The 19,479-nt window shown below is 69.5% G+C and carries 19 protein-coding genes and 1 tRNA gene; 16 read left to right on the forward strand and 4 right to left on the reverse strand.

The window, feature by feature from the left end; all coding sequences use genetic code 11:
- Positions 1 to 27: 27 nt before the first annotated feature.
- From ACWGJP_RS08765 to ACWGJP_RS08815, 11 genes are all read left to right on the forward strand, one after another.
- Positions 28 to 627, forward strand: a complete 600-nt coding sequence (locus tag ACWGJP_RS08765; RefSeq protein ID WP_452329374.1) for an NUDIX hydrolase family protein — start codon at positions 28 to 30, stop codon at positions 625 to 627.
- A 102-nt stretch (positions 628 to 729) separates the two neighbouring features.
- Complete coding sequence (locus tag ACWGJP_RS08770) at positions 730 to 2,451, forward strand: dihydroxyacetone kinase family protein (protein ID WP_452329375.1); 1,722 nt, start codon at positions 730 to 732, stop codon at positions 2,449 to 2,451.
- A 1-nt stretch (position 2,452) separates the two neighbouring features.
- Complete coding sequence (locus ACWGJP_RS08775) at positions 2,453 to 2,908, forward strand: ribose-5-phosphate isomerase (protein ID WP_452329511.1); 456 nt, start codon at positions 2,453 to 2,455, stop codon at positions 2,906 to 2,908.
- Positions 2,909 to 2,912: 4 nt separating this feature from the next.
- A complete protein-coding gene (locus tag ACWGJP_RS08780; protein WP_452329376.1) occupies positions 2,913 to 3,653 on the forward strand; it encodes a triose-phosphate isomerase family protein in 741 nt (246 codons plus the stop codon).
- Positions 3,654 to 3,681: 28 nt separating this feature from the next.
- Complete coding sequence (locus ACWGJP_RS08785) at positions 3,682 to 4,398, forward strand: GntR family transcriptional regulator (RefSeq protein WP_452329377.1); 717 nt, start codon at positions 3,682 to 3,684, stop codon at positions 4,396 to 4,398.
- A gap of 126 nt (positions 4,399 to 4,524) precedes the next feature.
- Complete coding sequence (locus tag ACWGJP_RS08790) at positions 4,525 to 5,466, forward strand: sugar phosphate isomerase/epimerase family protein (RefSeq protein WP_452329378.1); 942 nt, start codon at positions 4,525 to 4,527, stop codon at positions 5,464 to 5,466.
- Positions 5,467 to 5,485: 19 nt separating this feature from the next.
- Positions 5,486 to 6,457: a 3-hydroxyacyl-CoA dehydrogenase family protein gene (locus ACWGJP_RS08795; protein ID WP_452329379.1), complete on the forward strand. Its 972-nt coding sequence runs from the start codon at positions 5,486 to 5,488 to the stop codon at positions 6,455 to 6,457.
- Between the two features lie 11 nt (positions 6,458 to 6,468).
- A complete protein-coding gene (locus ACWGJP_RS08800; RefSeq protein ID WP_452329380.1) occupies positions 6,469 to 7,239 on the forward strand; it encodes an SDR family NAD(P)-dependent oxidoreductase in 771 nt (256 codons plus the stop codon).
- Positions 7,240 to 7,406: 167 nt separating this feature from the next.
- The gene (locus ACWGJP_RS08805) at positions 7,407 to 8,798 is read left to right on the forward strand and encodes an MFS transporter (protein WP_452329381.1); all 1,392 of its coding nucleotides are present in this window, start codon (positions 7,407 to 7,409) and stop codon (positions 8,796 to 8,798) included.
- Entirely contained in the window at positions 8,764 to 9,729 is a 966-nt protein-coding gene (locus ACWGJP_RS08810) for an NAD(P)-dependent oxidoreductase (RefSeq protein WP_452329382.1), read from the forward strand. Before ACWGJP_RS08805 ends, ACWGJP_RS08810 begins: the two co-directional genes overlap by 35 nt.
- Positions 9,726 to 10,967, forward strand: a complete 1,242-nt coding sequence (locus tag ACWGJP_RS08815; RefSeq protein WP_452329383.1) for a four-carbon acid sugar kinase family protein — start codon at positions 9,726 to 9,728, stop codon at positions 10,965 to 10,967. Before ACWGJP_RS08810 ends, ACWGJP_RS08815 begins: the two co-directional genes overlap by 4 nt.
- A 16-nt stretch (positions 10,968 to 10,983) precedes the next feature.
- Here the strand turns inward: ACWGJP_RS08815 and ACWGJP_RS08820 are convergent, their stop codons facing one another.
- Entirely contained in the window at positions 10,984 to 12,051 is a 1,068-nt protein-coding gene (locus tag ACWGJP_RS08820) for a threonine aldolase family protein (protein ID WP_452329384.1), read from the reverse strand.
- Positions 12,052 to 12,069: 18 nt separating this feature from the next.
- On the opposite strand from ACWGJP_RS08820, the gene ACWGJP_RS08825 reads away from it, so the two are divergent.
- Entirely contained in the window at positions 12,070 to 13,521 is a 1,452-nt protein-coding gene (locus ACWGJP_RS08825; RefSeq protein ID WP_452329385.1) for an MFS transporter, read from the forward strand.
- Positions 13,522 to 13,588: 67 nt separating this feature from the next.
- Here ACWGJP_RS08825 and ACWGJP_RS08830 read toward each other — a convergent pair whose 3' ends face one another.
- The gene (locus ACWGJP_RS08830) at positions 13,589 to 14,227 is read right to left on the reverse strand and encodes an SDR family NAD(P)-dependent oxidoreductase (RefSeq protein WP_452329386.1); all 639 of its coding nucleotides are present in this window, start codon (positions 14,225 to 14,227) and stop codon (positions 13,589 to 13,591) included.
- A gap of 33 nt (positions 14,228 to 14,260) precedes the next feature.
- The gene (locus tag ACWGJP_RS08835; RefSeq protein ID WP_452329387.1) at positions 14,261 to 15,673 is read right to left on the reverse strand and encodes a DUF6421 family protein; all 1,413 of its coding nucleotides are present in this window, start codon (positions 15,671 to 15,673) and stop codon (positions 14,261 to 14,263) included.
- Positions 15,674 to 15,744: 71 nt separating this feature from the next.
- Here ACWGJP_RS08835 and ACWGJP_RS08840 point away from each other — a divergent pair, with 71 nt between their 5' ends.
- Entirely contained in the window at positions 15,745 to 16,206 is a 462-nt protein-coding gene (locus tag ACWGJP_RS08840) for an Lrp/AsnC family transcriptional regulator (protein WP_452329388.1), read from the forward strand.
- Between the two features lie 52 nt (positions 16,207 to 16,258).
- Positions 16,259 to 17,215: a 1,4-dihydroxy-2-naphthoate polyprenyltransferase gene (locus ACWGJP_RS08845; RefSeq protein ID WP_452329389.1), complete on the forward strand. Its 957-nt coding sequence runs from the start codon at positions 16,259 to 16,261 to the stop codon at positions 17,213 to 17,215.
- A gap of 18 nt (positions 17,216 to 17,233) precedes the next feature.
- Here ACWGJP_RS08845 and ACWGJP_RS08850 read toward each other — a convergent pair whose 3' ends face one another.
- Positions 17,234 to 17,560 (reverse strand): DUF4229 domain-containing protein, encoded by a 327-nt coding sequence (locus ACWGJP_RS08850; protein ID WP_452329390.1) that lies wholly within the window; start codon positions 17,558 to 17,560, stop codon positions 17,234 to 17,236.
- Between the two features lie 154 nt (positions 17,561 to 17,714).
- Between ACWGJP_RS08850 and ACWGJP_RS08855 the strand changes: the two genes are divergently transcribed.
- Positions 17,715 to 17,790: transfer RNA gene (locus tag ACWGJP_RS08855), tRNA-Met, on the forward strand.
- 62 nt (positions 17,791 to 17,852) lie between these two features.
- Positions 17,853 to 19,382, forward strand: a complete 1,530-nt coding sequence (locus tag ACWGJP_RS08860) for a response regulator transcription factor (RefSeq protein ID WP_452329391.1) — start codon at positions 17,853 to 17,855, stop codon at positions 19,380 to 19,382.
- Positions 19,383 to 19,479: the final 97 nt, after the last annotated feature.

The following is a 19,479-nucleotide window of genomic DNA, read 5'->3' on the forward strand; positions in this document are numbered from 1 at the left end:
GTCGGCCCGCACTGGTAGAAATGTCCCATGACCGTCCGCACGCCAGATCCAGACCCCTCGGAGGAGAACGACGACCTGCCTGCGTTCTCCGAGTCGGCAGCCGGCGCGGGCAATCCCGCCTGGCTCACCGAATTCGAGCTCGCGGAGGCGCGCCGGCGGCTTCCCATGCTCTACGTCGAGGCGCTCCCGGTGCGCACCGACGGTTCTGGACAGGTGACGGAGGTCGGCATCCTGCTCCGCTCGACCCCGCTGGGGGAGATGACGCGCACGATCGTCTCCGGCCGCGTCCGCTTCGGCGAGACCATCCGCGATGCGCTCTTCCGGCATGTCGAGAACGATCTCGGGCCGATGGCGTTCCCGCTCCTTCCCCCGCAGCCGTTGCCCTTCGCGGTGGCGGAGTACTTCCCGATCCCCGGCGTGAGCGCGTTCCACGACGACCGGCAGCACGCCGTCTCGCTCGCGTTCGTCGTGCCGGTCACGGGTACGTGCGAGCCGCGTCAGGATGCTCTCGAGGTGACCTGGTTCACGCCGGAGGAAGCCGCCTCCGACGCGGTCTCCGCCGAGATGGAGGGCGGCAGGGGCACCCTCATCCGGCAGGCCCTCGCCAGCCTCGGTCTGCTCCGCTGACGCACTGCGCGTGGGGCAGCGCATCCGCGCGTCGCATTCTTATCCCATTTCCTATAGGATTCTGAGCAAGCGACGCGCCCCCGGCGCACAGAGGAGACCGCAATGACGCGCTTGTTCAACGATCCAGACGACTTCGCCGCGGACTCGGCTGCGGGCTTCGTCGCCGCTTCCGGACGCTGGGTGCGTCCTGTGACGGGGGGAGTGGTCCGCTCCACCCGCGGGGCAGAGCCGACCGTCGCCGTCGTGATCGGCGGCGGAAGCGGCCACTACCCCGCCTTCGCCGGCCTCGTGGGGCCGGGTATCGCGCACGGCGCCGTGATGGGCAACCTTTTCGCCTCGCCGTCCGCGCACCAGGTGCACTCGGTCGCCACGGCCGCCCAGGAGGGGCGCGGCGTCCTGCTCAGCTACGGCAACTACGCCGGCGATGTGCTGCACTTCGGACAGGCCCAGGAGCGGCTGCGCGCAGCAGGGATCGACTGCCGCACGGTCACCGTCACCGACGATATCTCCAGCGCGCCCGCCGCCGAGCACGAGAAGCGCCGCGGCATCGCCGGAGACCTCGTGGTGTTCAAGGTGGCAGGCGCCGCCGCCGAGGAGGGGCTCGATCTCGACGAGGTGGAGCGTCTCGCCCGCAAGGCGAACGGCCGCACGCGCACGCTGGGCGTCGCCTTCGGCGGCTGCACGCTCCCCGGCGCCGACGAGCCGCTGTTCACCGTGCCGGAGGGGCGCATGGCCGTCGGGCTGGGCATCCACGGCGAGCCGGGGATCGATGAGGTCGACATCCCCACCGCTGCCGGCCTCGCCGATCTGTTCGTCTCCTCGCTGCTGGCCGAGATCCCCGACGGCGTCGAGGTGGCAGGAGCGCGCGTCGTCCCCATCCTCAACGGCCTCGGCAGCGTCAAGTACGAGGAGCTCTACGTCGTCTACGCCACGGTCGATCGCCTGCTCGCGGAAGCGGGCGTCACCGTCGTCTCGCCCGAGGTCGGCGAGTTCTGCACGAGCTTCGACATGGCTGGCGCCTCGCTGACCCTGCTCTGGCTGGACGACGAGCTCGAGCGTCTGTGGCAGGCATCCTGCGACACCCCTGCATTCCGTCGCGGATCGATCGACGGCCGGATCGCCGTCGATGTCGTGGCCGAGGTCGAGGAGGAGCGCATCATCGGCCCGGCGAGCGTCGAGTCCCGCTCGGCCGCCCAGGTCGTCGGGCGCGCGCTCGGCGCGGTCGCGGCGATGCTCGACTCGGAGGCGGACGAACTCGGGCGCATCGACCGGATCGCAGGCGACGGCGACCACGGCATCGGGATGCAGCGCGGCAGCCGTGCGGCAGCCGCAGCCGCGGCCGACGCCGTGGAACGGGGCGCCGGCGCGCGCACCGCGATCCAGCACGCCGGTGACGCTTGGGCGGACAAGGGCGGCGGAACCTCGGGAGCGATCTGGGGGGAGATGCTCGTCGCGCTCGGCGATGCGCTCGGCGACGAGGCGGCCGTCGATGCGGCTGCCGTCGGCGCGGGGGTGGGTCGGATGAAGGACGCCGTGATGTCCTTCGGGAAGGCCACCGTCGGCGACAAGACCATGATCGACGCGATCGTGCCCTTCGCGGATCGCCTCCGCGAGCGACTGGATGCCGGTGACGGACTCGTCGCCGCATGGACGGACGCCGCACGGACCGCCGAGGCGGCCGCGCAGGCGACCGCGGACCTCACCGCCAAGCTCGGACGCGCGCGCTCGCACGGAGACAAGAGCCTCGGCACCCCCGATCCGGGCGCGATCTCCTTCGCGCTCATCACACACACGGTTCTCGACATCCTGAAGGGGGATGACTGATATGGCACTCCGACTCGTGATCGGCTCTGACGACGCAGGCTACGACTACAAGGAGCGGATCAAGGCAGATCTGCTGGCGAACCCGCTCGTCGCCGAGGTGGTCGACGTCGGCGTGGACGCCGATGGCCACACCAACTACCCGACCGTCGCGACCACTGCGGCGGAGAAGGTCGCCGCCGGCGATGCGGATCGCGCCATCCTCATCTGCGGAACGGGCCTCGGCGTCGCGATCGCCGCGAACAAGGTCGCCGGCATCCGCGCAGTCACCGCACACGACTCCTTCAGCGTCGAGCGCTCCGTGCTCTCCAATGACGCTCAGGTGCTGTGCATGGGGCAGCGCGTGATCGGGATCGAGCTGGCGCGCCGCCTCGCCGCGGAGTGGCTGACCTACACCTTCGACCCGCAGAGCGCCTCCGCCGAGAAGGTGCGGGAGATCTGCGCCTACGAAGGGCTCTGATCGCATGCCGATGCTCATCGGCACGAGCCTGAAGATGTATTTCTCCCACGCCAGGACCGTGGCCTGGGTGACGGAGGTGGCGGCGATCCTCGCCGAGCATCCCGCGGATGTGACGGCGTTCGTCATCCCGCAGTATCCGTCGATCCCGGCATGCGTCGAGCATGCGCGAGACCTCCTCGTCGGTGCTCAGGACGTGGCGACCGATGACGAGGGCGCCTTCACGGGCGAGGTCTCCGCCGCCGTGCTCGCGGAGCTGGGCTGCCGGTACGTCGAGGTCGGCCATGCCGAGCGGCGTCGTCTGTTCGGTGATACCGACGAGGTCGTCGCCGCCAAGACGTATGCCGCCCTGCGCAACGGCCTCGTGCCCATCGTGTGCATCGGCGAGCCCGATCGTGTCGATGCGGATGCCGCGGCTGATGCCTGCATCGCCCAGCTGCGCTCGGCGCTCTCGTCGGCGGATGCGGCCGGCGTCGGCGGAGAGATCGTGGTGGCCTATGAGCCGCTGTGGGCGATCGGTGCTCCGGAGCCCGCCGCGCCGGAGCACATCCGGGGCGTGTGCCGCAGGCTGAAGGAGTTCCTGTCCGGGCGGGAGGGACGGGCATCCGTGATCTACGGCGGAAGCGCGGGCCCAGGGCTGCTGACGCTCATCGCTGACGACGTGGATGGTCTCTTCCTCGGCCGTTTCGCGCACGACCCCGCCGCGGTTCGTGACATCCTCGATGAAGCGGGTGCCGTGGCGGCGTGAGCCGTCTGGTACGAGGGGAGAAGGATCCATGGCCGATGGCGGACGTCTGCGCGGGCTCGAAGCGACGATCGAGCGACGCGGCCTGCGCGATCACGTCTACGAACGCATCCTTCAGCTCCTGCTGAGCGGCGAGGCCGCTCCGGGCGAGCGCCTGTCGATCGACACGATCGCGCGCCAGCTGGATGTCTCGCCGACGCCTGTGCGCGAGGCGATGGTGCAGCTCGAGCGCACGGGTCTCGTGACGCGCGAAGCACTCAAGGGCTACCGGGTCGCCCCGCCGTTGGGGGCCGACCAGCTCCGCGAGTTGTTCGACGCGCGCATCATGCTCGAGTCGCGGGCGGCCAGGCTCGCGACGCCCGCGGGCTCCGCGATGCTGGATGAGCTGCGTGCCGCAGAGGAGGAGCACCGCCGGATCGGCGAGCGCGTGATCACCGCCATGCGCTCGGGGATCACCGACGTCGAGCTCACGACCGCCTACTTCTCGGCCGATGCCGCCTTTCATCGCGTGATCTTCGCGCACTGCGGCAATCGCTACATCACGGACATGTCCGAGTCCCTCGGCGCGCAGCTGCACCGCATGCGGCAGTCCGTGCTGCACGGGGTGACGGACGTGCGCGAGGCGATCGCGGAGCACGAGGCGATCGCGGATGCCTTCGCCGGCGACGACCCCGATGCGCCCGAGAAGCTCATGCAGCGGCACATCGAGCAGGTTCGCGCGCGGTCACTGGATCTCGAGCAGGACTGACTCGGATCGAGCAGGAGCGGCCTGTCCTGGCGCGTTCAGGCAGGCTTGACTCTTTTCAAAGATCCTATAGGATCTAGGAATACGGACGCGGAAGCATCCGTCAGAAACCACGTCAACGGAGTCGTCATGACCGCAACGTCGCACCCCCTCATCAGTGAGAACTGGCCCATCGCCGTCTGCATGCACGGCTTCGCTCCTGTCGCCGCAGACGGCACCCGTCTGCACGATGCCCCGAGCGAGACCTGGGACGGCGTGTTCCGCACGATCGAGCGCCTCGGCTTCACCGCCGTCGAGATCGCGGACAGCCACATCCGTCCGTCCGAGCTGACCGACGAGCGACGCGGCGAGCTCAAGGCCATCGCCGCCTCGCACGGCGTCGACATCATCTCCGTGCACGTGCAGCGCCAGAGTGTCATCGAGCCGGGCAAGGGTGAGCAGAACCTCGCCTACGCGCACCGCGCGATCGACGCCGCCGCAGAGCTCGGCATGCGCGTCTTCTCCACAGGGCTGCACCAGCCGTTCACCGAGGCGCAGCGCAAGGCGCTGTGGTTCTGGACCGCCCAGGGCCCCGTCGACCCAGACGACGCCGAGACGCGCGCGCTCGCCGTGAAGCGTCTGCGCGAGCTCGGCGAGCACGCGGCATCCGTCGGCCTGCCGATGTCGCTGGAGATGTACGAGGACACCTACCTCGGCACCGCGGACAGCGCGGTGCGCCTCATCGAGGAGATCGGGCTCGACAACGTCGGCCTGAACCCCGACATCGGAAACCTCATCCGCCTGCCGCGCCGCATCGAGAACTGGCGCGAGATGCACGAGAAGACCCTTCCGTACGCCAACTACTGGCACGTGAAGAACTACACGCGCGACGAGAACGCCGACGGCACCTGGCAGACCTCGGTGCCCACCAGCATGGAGCTGGGCCTCATCAACTACCGCGACATGGTGGCCCGTGCCATCGAGCTGGGCTTCTCCGGGCCCTTCCTCATGGAGCAGTACGGCGGCGACAGCCTCGGCGTCTGCGCCAGCAACCGCGACTACCTGCGCACCCTCCTCCCCGACGCCGACTGAGCACGAAGGAACGATCGACATGACTGAAACCACCCGTCCCGTCTACGCGGTCATCGGCAGCGGCTACATGGGCGGCGGCATCGCCCAGTCGCTCGCCCTCTCGGGCGCCGACGTGCGCATCGCCGACGTCGACATCGACATCGCCCGCGGCAACCGCGACCGCCTGATCGCTGAGGCAGAGCAGTTCGCCGCCGACGGGCTCTTCCCCGCCGACGCGCCGACGATCATCGCCGAGCGTCTCACCGCCGCGACGATCGAGGATGCCGTCGCCGGTGCCACGTTCATCGAGGAGGCCGTGCCGGAGAAGATCGAGATCAAGCACGCCACGCTGCGCCGGATCTCCGAGGCCGCTGCCCCCGACGCGATCATCGGCAGCAACACCTCCACCATCCTCATCGGCAAGCTGGCCGAGGCGGTGGTGAACCCGGAGCGCTTCCTCGGCGTCCACTTCTCCAACCCCGCCCCGTTCATCCCCGGTGTCGAGCTGATCCCGCACGCGGGAACGGATGCCGGCGTCCTGCCGGTCGTCGAGGAGATCGTCGCCGCCACCGGCAAGGAGACCGCCCGCGTCAAGGACGCCACCGGCTTCGTCCTCAACCGACTGCAGTACGCACTGTTCCACGAGGCGACCCAGCTCGTCGAGGAGGGGGTCGCGACGGCGGAGGACATCGACACGATCGTGCGCACCACCTTCGGGTTCCGCCTGCCGTTCTTCGGGCCGTTCGCCATCGCCGACATGGCGGGGCTCGACGTCTACGCGTTCTGCTACGCCTCGCTGCAGACCGAGTTCCCCGAGCGCTTCGCCACGCCGAAGGCGCTGCAGGCCCTCATCGACCAGGGCAAGTTCGGAACCAAGACCGGCGCCGGATTCCTCGACGTGCCCGCAGACCGCACGCCCGAGCTCATCGCCTACCGCAACAAGGCCTACGTCGCGATGAAGAAGCTCATCGACGAGCTCGGTCCCGCCCCCATCCACCCCGCACAGAGCTGAGGACGACCGACATGGCCACATCCTTCCCCGCAGAGCGCACCGTCATCCTGACGGGAGCTGCGAGCCCCCGCGGCATCGGCCGCACCACCGCCTTCTACCTGGCCGAGCGCGGCTGGAACGTCGGCATCATCGACGTCGACGGCGAGGCCGCAGCGGCCACGGCTGCCGAGGTCGCCGCGCAGCACGGCGTGAAGGCCGTCGGTGCCGGAGCGAACGTCGCCGACCGCGAGCAGGCCGTCGCCGCAGTGGACGCGCTGGAGGCCGCGCTGCCGCAGGTGGTCGCCCTGGTGAACTTCGCCGGTGTCTCCTCGCCCGTGCCCTACCTCGAGGTCACCCCCGAGGAATGGCACCGGGTCAACTCCATCAACCTCGAGGGCGTGCACTGGGTCACCCAGCGCGTCGCGCGCACGCTCGCCGAGAACGGCGTCGGACGCCTGGTCGGCATCTCCTCCGTCTCCGCACAGCGCGGCGGCGGCACCTTCTCCAAGACGCCGTACTCGGCCTCCAAGGCCGGCGTGATCGGCCTCATGCGCTCGATCGCCCGTGAGCTCGGGCCGGTCGGCGTGACCGCCAACGTCATCTCGCCCGGTCCGATCGACACGGACATCATGGGCGGCACACTGACCGACGAGCGCAAGACCGCGATGGCCGCCGACGGCGTGCTGTCGCGCATCGGCACCCCGACGGACATCGCCGCCGCGGTCGCCTACCTCATCAGCGAGGATGCCGGATTCGTGACGGGGCAGACCCTGAACGTCGACGGCGGCCTCTACATGCACTGACCCGAACGATCGGAGCACCATGTCCCGTCCCTGGACCAAGGGCCGGATCGCGTTCCTCGCGCTGGGGGTGATCTGCGTGGCCGTCGGCCTCGTCATGATCATCCCCGCGCTGGGAAGCTGACCGGCATCCCACCCCACACCCACCCCTCACTCAAAGGAGAGTCCTCGTGTCCGCATCCGAACACGGCGAGACCACGCGCGCCAACGTGACCGTCGCGCAGAACCTGCTGTCCAGCCCGCACCTCGCGAGCGGCATCCGCAAGGCGACCTTCCGCCTCATGCCGATGCTCATCATCCTGTACTTCGTCGCCTTCCTCGACCGCACGAACGTCGGCTTCGCCGAAGCAGCGCTCGAGGTCGACCGCGGCATCACCGCCGGTGCCTACGCGCTCGGCGCCGGCATCTTCTTCATCGGCTACGCGCTGTTCGAGATCCCCTCGAACCTGCTGCTGGACAAGTTCGGCGCGCGTTTCTGGCTGGCGCGCATCGCCATCACCTGGGGCATCGTCGCATCGCTGTTCGCCTTCGTGAACGGCGAGACGATGTTCATCATCCTGCGGTTCCTGCTCGGCGTCACCGAGGCGGGTCTGTTCCCCGGTGTGATCATGTTCCTCGCGCAGTGGTTCCCGAACAAGCGCCGCGTGCAGATGTTCGCGCTGTTCTACCTCGCGCAGCCGTTCTCGCAGATGCTCGGCGCTCCGCTGTCCGGCGGCCTCATCAGCTTCGGCGAGCAGGTCACCCCGTGGGCCGGGTGGCAGGTGATGTTCTTCGTCGAGGGCATGATGGCCGTCGTCGCCGGTATCGCCGCGCTGTTCTTCCTCGTCGACTCACCCCAGAAGGCGAAGTTCCTCACCGACGACGAGAAGGCCGCGATGAAGGCCGTCATGGAGCACGAGGACGGCGTGAAGGAGGCCGACGGACCCCGTGGCATCGGTGCCGCCCTGATCAGCTGGAAGGTCTGGTACTTCACGGTCATCTACTTCTGCCTGCAGATCGCGGTCTACGGCACGACGTTCTACCTGCCGCAGCAGGTCGCCAGCCTGATCGGCAAGTCCGTGGGCTGGGAGGTCGGTCTCGTCTCGGCCATCCCGTGGGCCGTCGGCCTCTTCGCCTGCTACTACGTCGGCAAGCACGCCACCACGGTGCAGCGCCGCCGCAGCTGGGGCACGCTGTTCTTCGTCATCACGGGTATCGCGATCCTCGTCTCGGCGTGGGCAGGTGCCAACGGCCAGGGGCTGCTCGGCATCGCCGCCATCACCATCGCCGTCGCGGCCTTCCTCTCCACCGGCCCGATCACCTGGTCGTTCCCGACCTCGTTCCTCACAGGGGCGGCGGCAGCCGCCGGTATCGGCCTCATCAACTCGCTGGGCAACCTGGGCGGCTTCGTCGCCCCGATCATGCGCACGGGCGTGAACGAGTCGATCCCGACGGAGAGCGGCGCCTGGGGTGTCGTCTCGCTGGGCGTGTTCGCATTCCTCGCGGCCGTGATGATGTGGGCCACGCGGTTCTTCAGCGCCAAGGCCGATGCGCTGCTCGTGGAGAGCACGCCGGGTCACTGACCGCAGGCGGGGCGCGCGGCCTGCTCCGGCCGCGCGCCCCGTCCCGTCTTCAAGGAGGCAGATCATGACGAAGAGGATCGCATTCGTCGGGCTCGGAGCCATCGGACTGCCGATGGCGAGGAGCATCGCCCGCTCCGGCGTCGACGTCATCGGCGTCGAGCCAGCGGAGCAGGGCAGGACGCGGGCGGCGGATGCCGGCATCCGCACCGTGCCCTCGATCGCGGAGATCGGCGAGGTGGACGCGATCGTCGTCATGGTCGCCACCGCGGACCAGCTGGACGACGTCCTCGATGCCGCCCGCGAGACGGGGCGCGGTGCGCGCTGGATCGTGATGTCCACCATCGGACCGGAGGCCGTCCGCGCGGCCGCCGTGCGGATCGCCGAACTCGGCGGCACGGTCGTCGACGCTCCGGTGTCGGGTGGCATCGCCAGGGCGGAGTCCGGCGACCTGTCGATCTTCGTCTCCGGTGAACCCGGCGACATCGCGGCCGTGCAGGACCTCCTCGACGCGATGGGCTCGCCCCGGGTCGTCGGGGATGCCGTGGGGGACGGGCAGTCCGTCAAGGTCGTCAACCAGCACCTCTGCGCCGTGCACATCGTCGCGGCGGCGGAGGCTCTCGCGCTCGCGGAACGCCTCGGCCTCGATCCCGCGTTCGTGCTGGACGTCGTCGGCGGGGGAGCGGCTGCCTCCTTCATGCTCGGCGACCGCGGTCCGCGGATGCTGGAGGGCGAGGCGGCCGAGGTGCGCAGCCAGATCGGGATCTTCGTCAAGGACACCGGCCTCGTCGCGGATGCCGCGGACGAGGCGGACATCGAGCTTCCGCTGCTGGCGGCGGCGCGCGAGCGCTATCTGCGCGCGGAGGCAGCAGGATTGCGGATACGGGACGACTCCAGCGTCATCGAGACCTACCGGCAAGGGGCTGCATCATGAAGACCGTCGTCCTGGATGACGACCCCACCGGCACGCAGTCGGCGAGCGGTGTCTCCGTGCTCCTGGAGTACGACGCGGAGCTCATCCGCCGCGCCCTCGAGCGTGCGGACAGCGTGTACGTGCAGACGAACTCGCGCGCCGTCGACGAGGCGGCAGCCGTCGCCCTCGTCTCCGATGTGCGCGAGGCCTCGCTCCGCGCCGCCGCAGCGCTCGGTGAGGAGGTCCAGTTCGTGCTCCGCGGCGACTCGACCCTTCGTGGCCACGTCTTCGCCGAGACCGAGCAGTTCCTCGACGAGGACGCCGTCATCGTCTTCAGCCCCGCCTTCCCCGACGGCGGACGCACGACCGTCGACGGGGTGCACCTCGTCCGCATCGACGGCGAGAATCATCCCGCGCACGAGACCGAGTACGCGCAGGACCCCGTCTTCCCGTTCAGCACAGGCGTGCTGACGGACTACGTCGCGGAGAAATCCGGCCGGCCGACGGCCCGGATCGACCTCGCCGTCCTCCGCGCCGGTCGTGCGGCCCCGGTCATCGCGAGCGCTCCGGCGGGCGCCGTCGTCCTGCCGGATGCCGTGACGAACGACGACATCCGACTCGTCGCCGATGCGATCTCCGTGGCGCGCCGTGCAGGTCGATCCGTCGTGGTCCGCAGCGCGGCGCCGCTGGCCGCCGCGCTCGCCGGCGTGCAGAGCGACGGCTTGCTGACGCGTCCGCTCGTGCCTGCGCCCGTCCCGACGCTGCTCGCCTGCGGATCGCACACCGCCGGGGCGACGGCGCAGCTGGATGCCGTGACCGCCGCGCACGGTCCGGCGATCGTCATCCCGACCGACGACGCCTTCGCCGACCCGGTCGCCGCAGGCCTCGCCGCCGCCGAACGCGGACGAGCGCAGCTGGCCGTCGGTGGTCTCGCGATCATCACGACCGAGCGCCACCGCAGGGCGGAGCACAACACCCTCCGGCACGGCGAGCTCGTGATGACCGCTCTCACCGTCGCCGTGCGCGCGCTCGTCCCCGAGGTCGAGGCCGTCATCGCGAAGGGCGGCATCACCTCCGCCGAGCTCGCGCGCACGGGCGTCGGGGCCTCGAGCGCCGAGGTCCGCGGGCAGGTGCTCCCCGGCGTCTCGGTGTGGGATCTCGTCTCCGCCGAGGGCGACCCGCGTCTCTACGTCGTGGTGCCGGGCAACGTCGGCGACGCCGACGCCCTCACCGAGGTCCTCGCCGCCCTCGGCCGCTGAAGCTCCTGCCGGCCCTTCAGTCGGTGGTCAACCGCGACAGCTCGCCGATGAAGGCATCCACATCGTCCTCGGAGGTGTCGAAGCTGCACATCCAGCGCACCTCGCGGCGCGCGGCATCCCAGTCGTAGAAGCGGAACCGGGAGCGCAGCCGATCGGCGACGCCCTCCGGCAGCGTCGCGAAGACGCCGTTGGCCTGGGTGGGCTGGGTGAACTCCACGCCCTGGATCGATCCGTCGGCGAGCCCCGCCTCGACGCCCGTGCGCAGCCGCGTGGCCATCGCGTTCGAGTGGGTGGCGTTGCGCAGCCACAGATCGCCCTCGAGCAGGGCGATGAGCTGCGCCGAGACGAAGCGCATCTTCGAGGCGAGCTGCATGTTGAACTTGCGCGAGTAGGTGAGCCCGGCCGACGCCTCGGGGTTCAGGACGACGATCGCCTCGCCGAGCATCGCGCCGTTCTTCGTTCCGCCGAAGCTGAGCACGTCGACGCCGGCATCCCGCGTGAAGGAGGCCAGCGGGGCATCGAGGGCGGCCGCGGCGTTCGCGATGCGCGCGCCGTCGAGGTGCAGCCGCATGCCGCGCTCGTGGGCGTGGTCGGCGAGCGCGCGGATCTCGTCTGCCGTATAGAGCGTGCCGAGCTCGGTGGACTGGGTGATCGAGACGACCAGCGGCTGTGCGCGGTGCTCATCGCCCCAGCCCCAGGCCTCGCGGTCGACCAGCTCGGGGGTGAGCTTGCCGTCCTCGGTCGGAACGGTGAGCAGCTTGAAGCCCCCGATGCGCTCGGGAGCGCCGCCCTCGTCCACGTTGATGTGCGCGGTGGATGCCGAGATCACCGCGCCCCAGCGGGGCAGCATCGACTGCAGGCCGGTGACGTTGGCGCCGGTGCCGTTGAACACGGGGAAGGCCTGGACACCATCGCCGAAGTGCGCGCGGAAGACCTCCTGCAGGCGCTCGGTGTACGCGTCCTCGCCGTACGCGATCTGATGGCCCTGGTTCGCCGCCGCGATCGCGGCGAGGACCTCGGGGTGGATGCCGGAGTAGTTGTCCGACGCGAATCCGCGGATCGCGGGGTCATGAAGGGTGCTCACCAGACAAGCCTATGTCGGATGTCCGTGCCCCTCGCTACCCTCGGATGCATGGACAAGGCGGTGGCGAAGCAGGCGTTCACGAACGTGCTCATCAACACGCTCGTCGCCAATGTGACGACGAGCTTCCTCTGGTTCGCGCTCACGTTCTGGGTGTACATCGAGACGCAGTCCGTGCTGGCCACCGGCATCATCGGCGGCGCGTACATGCTGCTCGTCGCGCTGTTCGCGATGGTGTTCGGCACCATCGTCGACCGGCATCGGAAGCACGCGGTGATGGTGCTCTCCAGCGTGATCTCCGCGGCGGCTTTCCTCGTCGCAGGCATCCTCTACCTCTGGCAGCCCGAGACCGAGCTGCTGAACCTCTCCGGCCCGTGGTTCTGGCTGTTCTCCGGCATCATCCTTTTCGGCGGCGTGATCGAGCAGCTGCGCAACATCGCGCTGTCGACGACGGTCACGTTGCTCGTCGAGGAGGACAAGCGCGATCGGGCGAACGGCCTGGTCGGCACCGTGCAGGGCATCGCCTTCCTGGTCACCAGCGTGTTCTCCGGGCTGTCCATCGGCTTCCTCGGCATGGGCGGGACGCTCCTCATCGCGATCGTGGCGATGGGGGCGACCTTCCTGCATCTCCTGTTCGTGCGCATACCGGAGGAGCAGCCCCGGGCCGATCCCGATGCGCCCAGCGCCCTCGACTTCCGCGGCAGCGTGGCGGCGATCCGGCTCGCGCCAGGGCTGTTCGCGCTCATCATCTTCTCGACGTTCAACAACCTCATCGGCGGCGTCTACATGGCGCTCATGGATCCGTACGGTCTGACCCTCTTCTCCGTGCAGGTGTGGGGCTTCGTGCTCGCCTTCGCCTCGACCGGGTTCCTCATCGGCGGTGGGCTGGTCGCGAAGTTCGGGCTGGGCAAGCGTCCCGTGCGCACCATGCTCCTCGTCGTGATCGCGATGGGGCTGCTGGGTGCGGTGTTCATGCTGCGCGAATGGTGGTGGCTGTACGCCCTCGGCATGTGGGCGTACATGGCCCTGGTCCCTCCGGTGGAAGCCGCCGAGCAGACCGTCATCCAGAAGGTCGTGCCCTACGAACGGCAGGGGCGCGTATTCGGCGTCGCGGCCGCGATGGAGGCGGCTGCGGCACCGGTCACGGCCTTCCTCATCGCCCCGCTCGCGGAGTTCCTCATCATCCCGTACATGGACTCGTCCGACGGTCAGCGCACCTGGGGCTGGCTGCTCGGCGAGGGCGAGGCCAGGGGCATCGCGCTCGTCTGCCTCTTCGCCGGGCTCATCATGGTCGTCGCCGCGGGGCTGGCCTTCCTCACCCGCTCGTATCGTCAGCTCACCCTGTTGTACGAGCAGGCTCCCACCCAGCAGCCGGGTTCGGACGACGCCGAAGCATCCGGTGACACGCACCTCCCCGATGCACCTCCGCCGCTGCGGGGGCTTCCGCCGGAGATCCCCGAGCACCGCGGCTGAGGACCCCGCTTAAGAGTTCGAGGCGGGGGAGAGTGAGCAGGCTGAGGTCTCGCCCCCGATCAGCGCGTCAGAGATCGATGACGCGATCGTTCAGGCTCGCGGCGTCCTCCGACCACAGTGAGAGGACCGCCCCGGCGAGAACGTCAGGATCGAGCTGCTTCGCGCGCAGGATCACGGACGCGGTCCGCAACGCCTCACCGGCTTCCCTGGCAGCCTTCGCGTAGCCCTGAGCGACGGCGCGGGCCCAGGCCTCGCTCGCCGCCTTCACCGCCGCGTAGTTCGCTCCGCCGGCCAGCGGTCGGGTGGCGGAGGTCGAGGAGACGATCGCGAAGCGCCCCGCCTCCGACGCACGCAGCGCGTCGTCGAAGGCGCGGCTCGTCGCACGGACGGCCTGCAGTGCAGGCAGAAGCGCGTCGAGATCCTCGTCGGTTTGCCCGGCCAGGCCGCCCCCGCCGCGCCACCCGCCGACGAGCGGGATCACACCGTCGACGGGTCCGAGCGACGCGGCAAGCCGCGTCATCTCGGTGAGCGAGGCGGCGTCGGCGACCTCGACGCGTGCGCCGGCGTCAGCCAGGGGCTCGAGGCGTGCGGCATCGCGCCCCGTGGCGACGACGCGACCTCCAGCCTCGATCAGGGCGCGGGCGACCGCAAGGCCGGAAGCGCTGGTCGCGCCCGCGAGCACGATGACGCGGTCGGTCACGCTCATCGTGCTGCCCCCGTCACGAAGTGTGCGCGCATCTCACTCGTCCGTGCCGCGGATGCCGGCCGTCGACGCGATCACGTCGCGCATCTTCTTCTCCAACGCTTCGAAGAACATCGACAGCGGGAACTCGTCGTCCAGCACGGCGTCGGTGTAACCCTTCGGTGCGCCGGCGAGCACGTCGTCAGGGAGCCCCCGAGCCCACGCGGAGGCGGGGTTCGGAGTGAGCACCGAGCGGACGAGATCGTAGGCAGCCAGCCAATGCGCCGTCTTCGGGCGGTCGATCGAGCGCCAGTACAGCTCGTCGATCGCGGCCCCGAGCGCGATGACCGCCTCGGGCACGCGCTCCCAGTCGAAGGCGAGCGCCGTGTCCGTCCAGTGCAGCACACCGCGCTGATGCAGCCACGCGAACAGCAGCTGCCCGCCGAGGCCGTCGTAGTTGCGCACACGGGTACCCGTGATCGCGAAGCGGAAGATCCTGTCGAAGATCACGGCGTACTGCACGAGCCCGGCGTGCTCGAGCATCTCCTGCTCCGCCTCGGACAGGTCGTCCTGCGCCGTCAGGCGCCGCTGGATGGCCACGCTCTCGCGGAACGCCGTCAGATCGCACCGCAGCTCCTCCAGCGAGTAGAGGAAGAAGGGCATCCGCTGCTTGATCATGAAGGGATCGAAGGGGAGGTCGCCGCGCATGTGGGTGCGGTCGTGGATGATGTCCCACATCACGAAGGTCTTCTCCGTGAGGTCCTGGTCGTCCAGCATCCGCGCTGCCTGATCGGGCAGGTCGAGTTTCGTGATCTCCGCCGCCGCGCGCACGACGCGGCGGTAGCGCGCGGCCTCGCGGTCTTGGAAGATCGCGCCCCAGGTGAACGCCGGAATCTCGCGCATGGCGACGGTCTCGGGGAAGAGCACCGCCGAGTTCGTGTCGTAGCCGGGGGTGAAGTCGATGAGCCGGAGAGAAACGAAGAGCTTGTTGCCGTAGTCGCCAGCCTCGAGCTCCGCGATGAAGTCCGGCCAGATCGCCTCGACGATGAGCGCCTCGACGAGGCGGTCCGGCGACCCGTTCTGGGTGTACATCGGGAAGACGACGAGATGGCGGATGCCGTCCACCCGGTGCTGCTGAGGCTGGAACGCCTGGAGCGAGTCGAGGAAGTCCGGCACACCGAAGCCCTCCGCTGCCCAGCGCTCGAAGTCGGCGATCGATGCCATCAGGTACGCGGCGTCGTGCGGGAAGGCGGGGGCGAGGGCCTTGATACCGGCGACGATCGCGGCGACGTGGACGCGCGCGGCGTCGTGTGCTGTGGGGACCGAACCGTCCTTCACCTGCAGCTCCCGCAGCGCGATGGCGGCGTCCTTCAGCATCCGCCATGCCGCGGATGCCTCTGCCGCGCGGGCATCCTCGACGACTTCCGGTTCGCCGATGATGGCCGTGGTGGTGGGGCTGGTGAGGGACATCGGGACCTCCGATCGCGACGTGGATGGAAAATTTCCGGCAGAAGACGACTGCTAACGGTATTATTCCATCTATGGATGATGCTGTCGACCGCGCTCTCATCGCCGAGGTCTCCTGTGACGGAAGGGTGACGCTCGCGCAGCTCTCCGACACGGTCGGTCTCGGCACCTCCGCCGTCCAGTCGCGCCTCAAGCGGCTCGAATCCCGGGGCGTGATCACCGGTTATCGTGCGCTGGTCGATGCGGAACAGGTGGGCAAGCCGCTGTCCGCGTTCATCGAGATCACCCCCCTCGATCCCGCGCAGCCGGACAACGCTCCTGAGCTGCTCGAGCATCTCGACGCGATCGAGGCCTGCCACTCCATCGCGGGAGCCGCGAGCTACATGCTCTTCGTTCGTGTCGCCTCGCCGCGCGCGCTGGAGGAGCTCATCCGCGACATCCGTCTCGCCGCGAACGTCAGCACGCGCAGCACGGTCGTGCTGCAGACGTTCTACGAGCACCGTCCGATCGTCCCCGCCGTGCCTGCGGAGACCTGAGCAGGCGACGCACCCGCGCGGGCGTCATCGGCTCCGCCGCTAAGATTCCCCCGTGGCATCCAAGAGGCAGAGCTCCCCCAAGAAGCGCCCCCGTACGACGGGGAACCCGGCCAAGCGCCCGGTCGTCGAGGCACCGCCGGTCACGGCGCACGACTGGATCGGCGCCGCGCGGCTGCGCACCCTTCCGCTGGCCGTCGCCCCCGTCGTGATCGGCACGGGAGCGGCGCAGCTCGTCGACGGGCTCTTTCATTGGGTGATCGCGCTGGCGTGCCTCGCCGTGGCCGTGCTGCTGCAGATCGGCGTCAACTACGCCAACGACTACTCCGACGGCATCCGCGGGACCGATGCGCACCGCGTCGGTCCCGCCCGGTTGACGGCCTCGGGGCGGGTGAAGCCCCGCGCCGTGCTCACGGTTGCGCTGGCGTTCTTCGCGCTGGCGGCGATCGCGGGGCTCGCCATCGTCATCCGGACGCAGCAGTGGTGGATGCTCGCGGTCGGCGCCGTGTGCATCGTCGCCGCCTGGTTCTACACCGGCGGCAAGCGGCCGTACGGGTACATCGGGCTCGGCGAGGTGTTCGTGTTCGTGTTCTTCGGTCTCGTCGCCACCCTCGGCACGACCTGGGTGCAGGCGCTCGCGCTGCCGCAGGAGGCATGGTGGGGAGCCATCGCCGCCGGCCTGTTGGCGTGCGCCGTGCTGCTCGCGAACAACCTCAGGGACATCGAGCAGGACGGTGTCGCCGGAAAGCGCACCCTCTCGGTGCTGATCGGGCGTCGCGGCACCCAGGTGCTCTACACGGTGTTCCTGCTCGTGCCGTTCGTGATGTCGACGCTGCTCGCCCTGCTGTACCCGATCGCGTGGCTCGCGCTCATGGCGCTGCTGGCCGGGCTCCCCGCGCTCGCGATCGTCTGGAGCTACCGCAAGGCGAACGAGCTGGTGATCGCGCTGGGGCTGACCTCGCTGACCGCCCTCGTCTACGCAGGCGCCCTGTACTGGGCCTTCACGGGCTGACGGCTCGCAGGAGCAGCGTCACCTCTCGGCGGTCCCGGCATCCTCGCCGGTGGCCGACGCGTCGTCGAGTGCGGCGTCCTCTGCCGCTGCGTCATCCGCCGCGGTGCCGAACGCGCGGCCCTCGGCGCGCGCCTCGCGCCGCTCGTGGATGACACCGGATGCGTCTGAGAGCGGTCGCCGCAGGAACAGGAACGACAGGCTCGTGCCGATGAGCGCTGCGAAGATCGCGGTGAGCCACCAGAACTCCCGCAGGATCGGGAAGAACAGCCACATGATCGCCAGCGGGACGAGGAAGGCCAGCAGCCGCAGCACGGAGTAGACGAACAGGGGCGGCAGCTTCTTCATCCCTCCAGCTTAGGCGCGCTCATCTGGGCGACCGGCGGGTGAGCACGCTCGTCTCGCGTCACGCGACGTCATCCGCAGACTCCGGGCGTTATCCCAGGCGCCGAGGCTGGCCGCCCTCATCGCGGGCGGGTAACGTCGTCTGCGTTGCACACATCGCGGCGATCCGGGCGGTCCCGGGCTCCGGTTCATACCTGAGAGCGTTGCGGGTTCGACTCCCGCCGTCGCGTCCAGGCCATCGATATTCCGGCATACTGGCATCAAACCCCGCCAGAAACTCGAGAATCCGACGACGATGACCGCAACCGTCCTGCTGCCGCTGATCCGCGCGCAGAGATGGGACGAGGTGGGCCGAGCGCTGGATGCGACCTTCTACCGCCACCTCTTGACGGACCCTGTTCCATTGCGCGCGGCCTTCGAGCTGCTGCCGGAGGAGTGGTTCGAGCGGTATCCGAGGCATCGCATGACCAGAGCGATCGCGACGACGGCCGGTCCTCGTCAGCTCGTCGATGACGACGCCTTCGACGCTTTCGTCCAATGGGTCGACTCCCAGTCGGCCCCGCAGACGAGGGATCTGCTGGGGATCGAAGGCACGCATCTGCGTCGGTTGATCGCCGTGGGGAACATCACCGGTGCGGTATCGCATGCGGGACGCATCCGACAGCTGATCCACGACGCCGCCGACACCCGCGGGTTCGAGGACGTCCTGCCCGCGCTCCTGCTCCGCGTCGGTCAGGTCCATGTGCTGGACGGAGATCTCGCCGCCGCCGCAGACAGCCTCATCACTGCGCGCAGGTTCGCGCTCGCCGACGTGCCGCATCCCGTCGATCGCCATCTGCGCACTCATCTCGCCCTCATCGACGCGCTTCACGAGCAGTACGGGGAGGCGGCCAGGAGATTGCCTGCGCCGGCAGCGCCCGTCGATGAATGCCGTTCGCCGATGCAGGAGCAGCTGCACATCATCGAACTCCTCGTCCGGGCGTTGATCGTCGTCTGCTCAGGGTCGATCCGGCAGGCGGAGGCTGCACTCGCCGCGATCGCGCACGAGGACGAGCTCAGCGACCTGTGGTGGGTCGGCGTGCTCGCACGCGCTCGCGCGATCGCGCAGTGGCGGAATCCGCGGGACGGGATCACGCTCATCCGCCGAGCGCTGCGCGACCACGCCTCGAGCAGTGCGCCTGCCCTTCTGGCTGGGCAACTGCTGCGCGCTGAGCTCGCAGGGTTGCACCAGGCGACGGGTGCACTCGCCGCCGCGGAGGAAGCGCTCGATCCACTGGATGATGACAGCGACGTCTTCGCGGTGCGGGCGGCCAGGATCCGGGGGCTGCTGCTGCGGGGCGACACGGATCGTGCCGAGCAGCTCCTGCACTCCTGCGATCGGGCGGATGCCGAGCGCCCCAGCGGCATCGCCCTTGCGCTGACGATCGCACGGCTGAGAGGGCGGCCCGTCGAAGCATCCGCGCTCGCGCAGTTCGCCGGTGTGTGGCGGGCGGCAGATGCGCCGCACGCCCTTCATCAGCTTCCCGTCCCCGAGCGGGGCAGGATCCTCTCGGAGCTGTTCCCCGAGAGGGAGGCGTTCCGATCTCGGTACGACTATCCGGCGCTGACGAGCATCCCGCGGCTGTCGGCGAGGGAGTGGGCCGTCCTGCGTGCGCTGCGGGAGTCGTCCGCCACCGCAGAGATCGCAGAAAGACTGCATGTCTCGGTCAACACGGTGAAGACCCACCGGCGGAACCTCTACGCGAAGCTCGGTGTACGGCGCAGAGAGGATGCTCTCGTGCTGGCCGAGCGGCTGTGGGGTGAGCAGTTCACCGTACGAGGGTGAGGGGCGGGGGTGAATTCCGTGCCGTTCCCTTCTTCCGCTCCGTTCCTGACGATTGACTGGACGGGCGTGGGCCGTCCGTCCGCGCATCGACTGATCC

The sequence above is a fragment of the Microbacterium sp. NPDC055903 genome (assembly GCF_053615555.1).

Coding starts and splice junctions, on each gene's coding strand:
- ACWGJP_RS08830 (WP_452329386.1), bottom strand. CDS start 14,227: ATGAGCGTGACCGACCGCGTCATCGTGCTCGCGGGCGCGACCAGCGCT.
- ACWGJP_RS08785 (WP_452329377.1), top strand. CDS start 3,682: ATGGCCGATGGCGGACGTCTGCGCGGGCTCGAAGCGACGATCGAGCGA.
- ACWGJP_RS08800 (WP_452329380.1), top strand. CDS start 6,469: ATGGCCACATCCTTCCCCGCAGAGCGCACCGTCATCCTGACGGGAGCT.
- ACWGJP_RS08765 (WP_452329374.1), top strand. CDS start 28: ATGACCGTCCGCACGCCAGATCCAGACCCCTCGGAGGAGAACGACGAC.
- ACWGJP_RS08835 (WP_452329387.1), bottom strand. CDS start 15,673: ATGTCCCTCACCAGCCCCACCACCACGGCCATCATCGGCGAACCGGAA.
- ACWGJP_RS08810 (WP_452329382.1), top strand. CDS start 8,764: ATGCGCTGCTCGTGGAGAGCACGCCGGGTCACTGACCGCAGGCGGGGC.
- ACWGJP_RS08775 (WP_452329511.1), top strand. CDS start 2,453: ATGGCACTCCGACTCGTGATCGGCTCTGACGACGCAGGCTACGACTAC.
- ACWGJP_RS08790 (WP_452329378.1), top strand. CDS start 4,525: ATGACCGCAACGTCGCACCCCCTCATCAGTGAGAACTGGCCCATCGCC.
- ACWGJP_RS08825 (WP_452329385.1), top strand. CDS start 12,070: ATGTCCGTGCCCCTCGCTACCCTCGGATGCATGGACAAGGCGGTGGCG.
- ACWGJP_RS08860 (WP_452329391.1), top strand. CDS start 17,853: ATGACCGCAACCGTCCTGCTGCCGCTGATCCGCGCGCAGAGATGGGAC.
- ACWGJP_RS08795 (WP_452329379.1), top strand. CDS start 5,486: ATGACTGAAACCACCCGTCCCGTCTACGCGGTCATCGGCAGCGGCTAC.
- ACWGJP_RS08840 (WP_452329388.1), top strand. CDS start 15,745: ATGGATGATGCTGTCGACCGCGCTCTCATCGCCGAGGTCTCCTGTGAC.
- ACWGJP_RS08815 (WP_452329383.1), top strand. CDS start 9,726: ATGAAGACCGTCGTCCTGGATGACGACCCCACCGGCACGCAGTCGGCG.
- ACWGJP_RS08780 (WP_452329376.1), top strand. CDS start 2,913: ATGCCGATGCTCATCGGCACGAGCCTGAAGATGTATTTCTCCCACGCC.
- ACWGJP_RS08770 (WP_452329375.1), top strand. CDS start 730: ATGACGCGCTTGTTCAACGATCCAGACGACTTCGCCGCGGACTCGGCT.
- ACWGJP_RS08850 (WP_452329390.1), bottom strand. CDS start 17,560: ATGAAGAAGCTGCCGCCCCTGTTCGTCTACTCCGTGCTGCGGCTGCTG.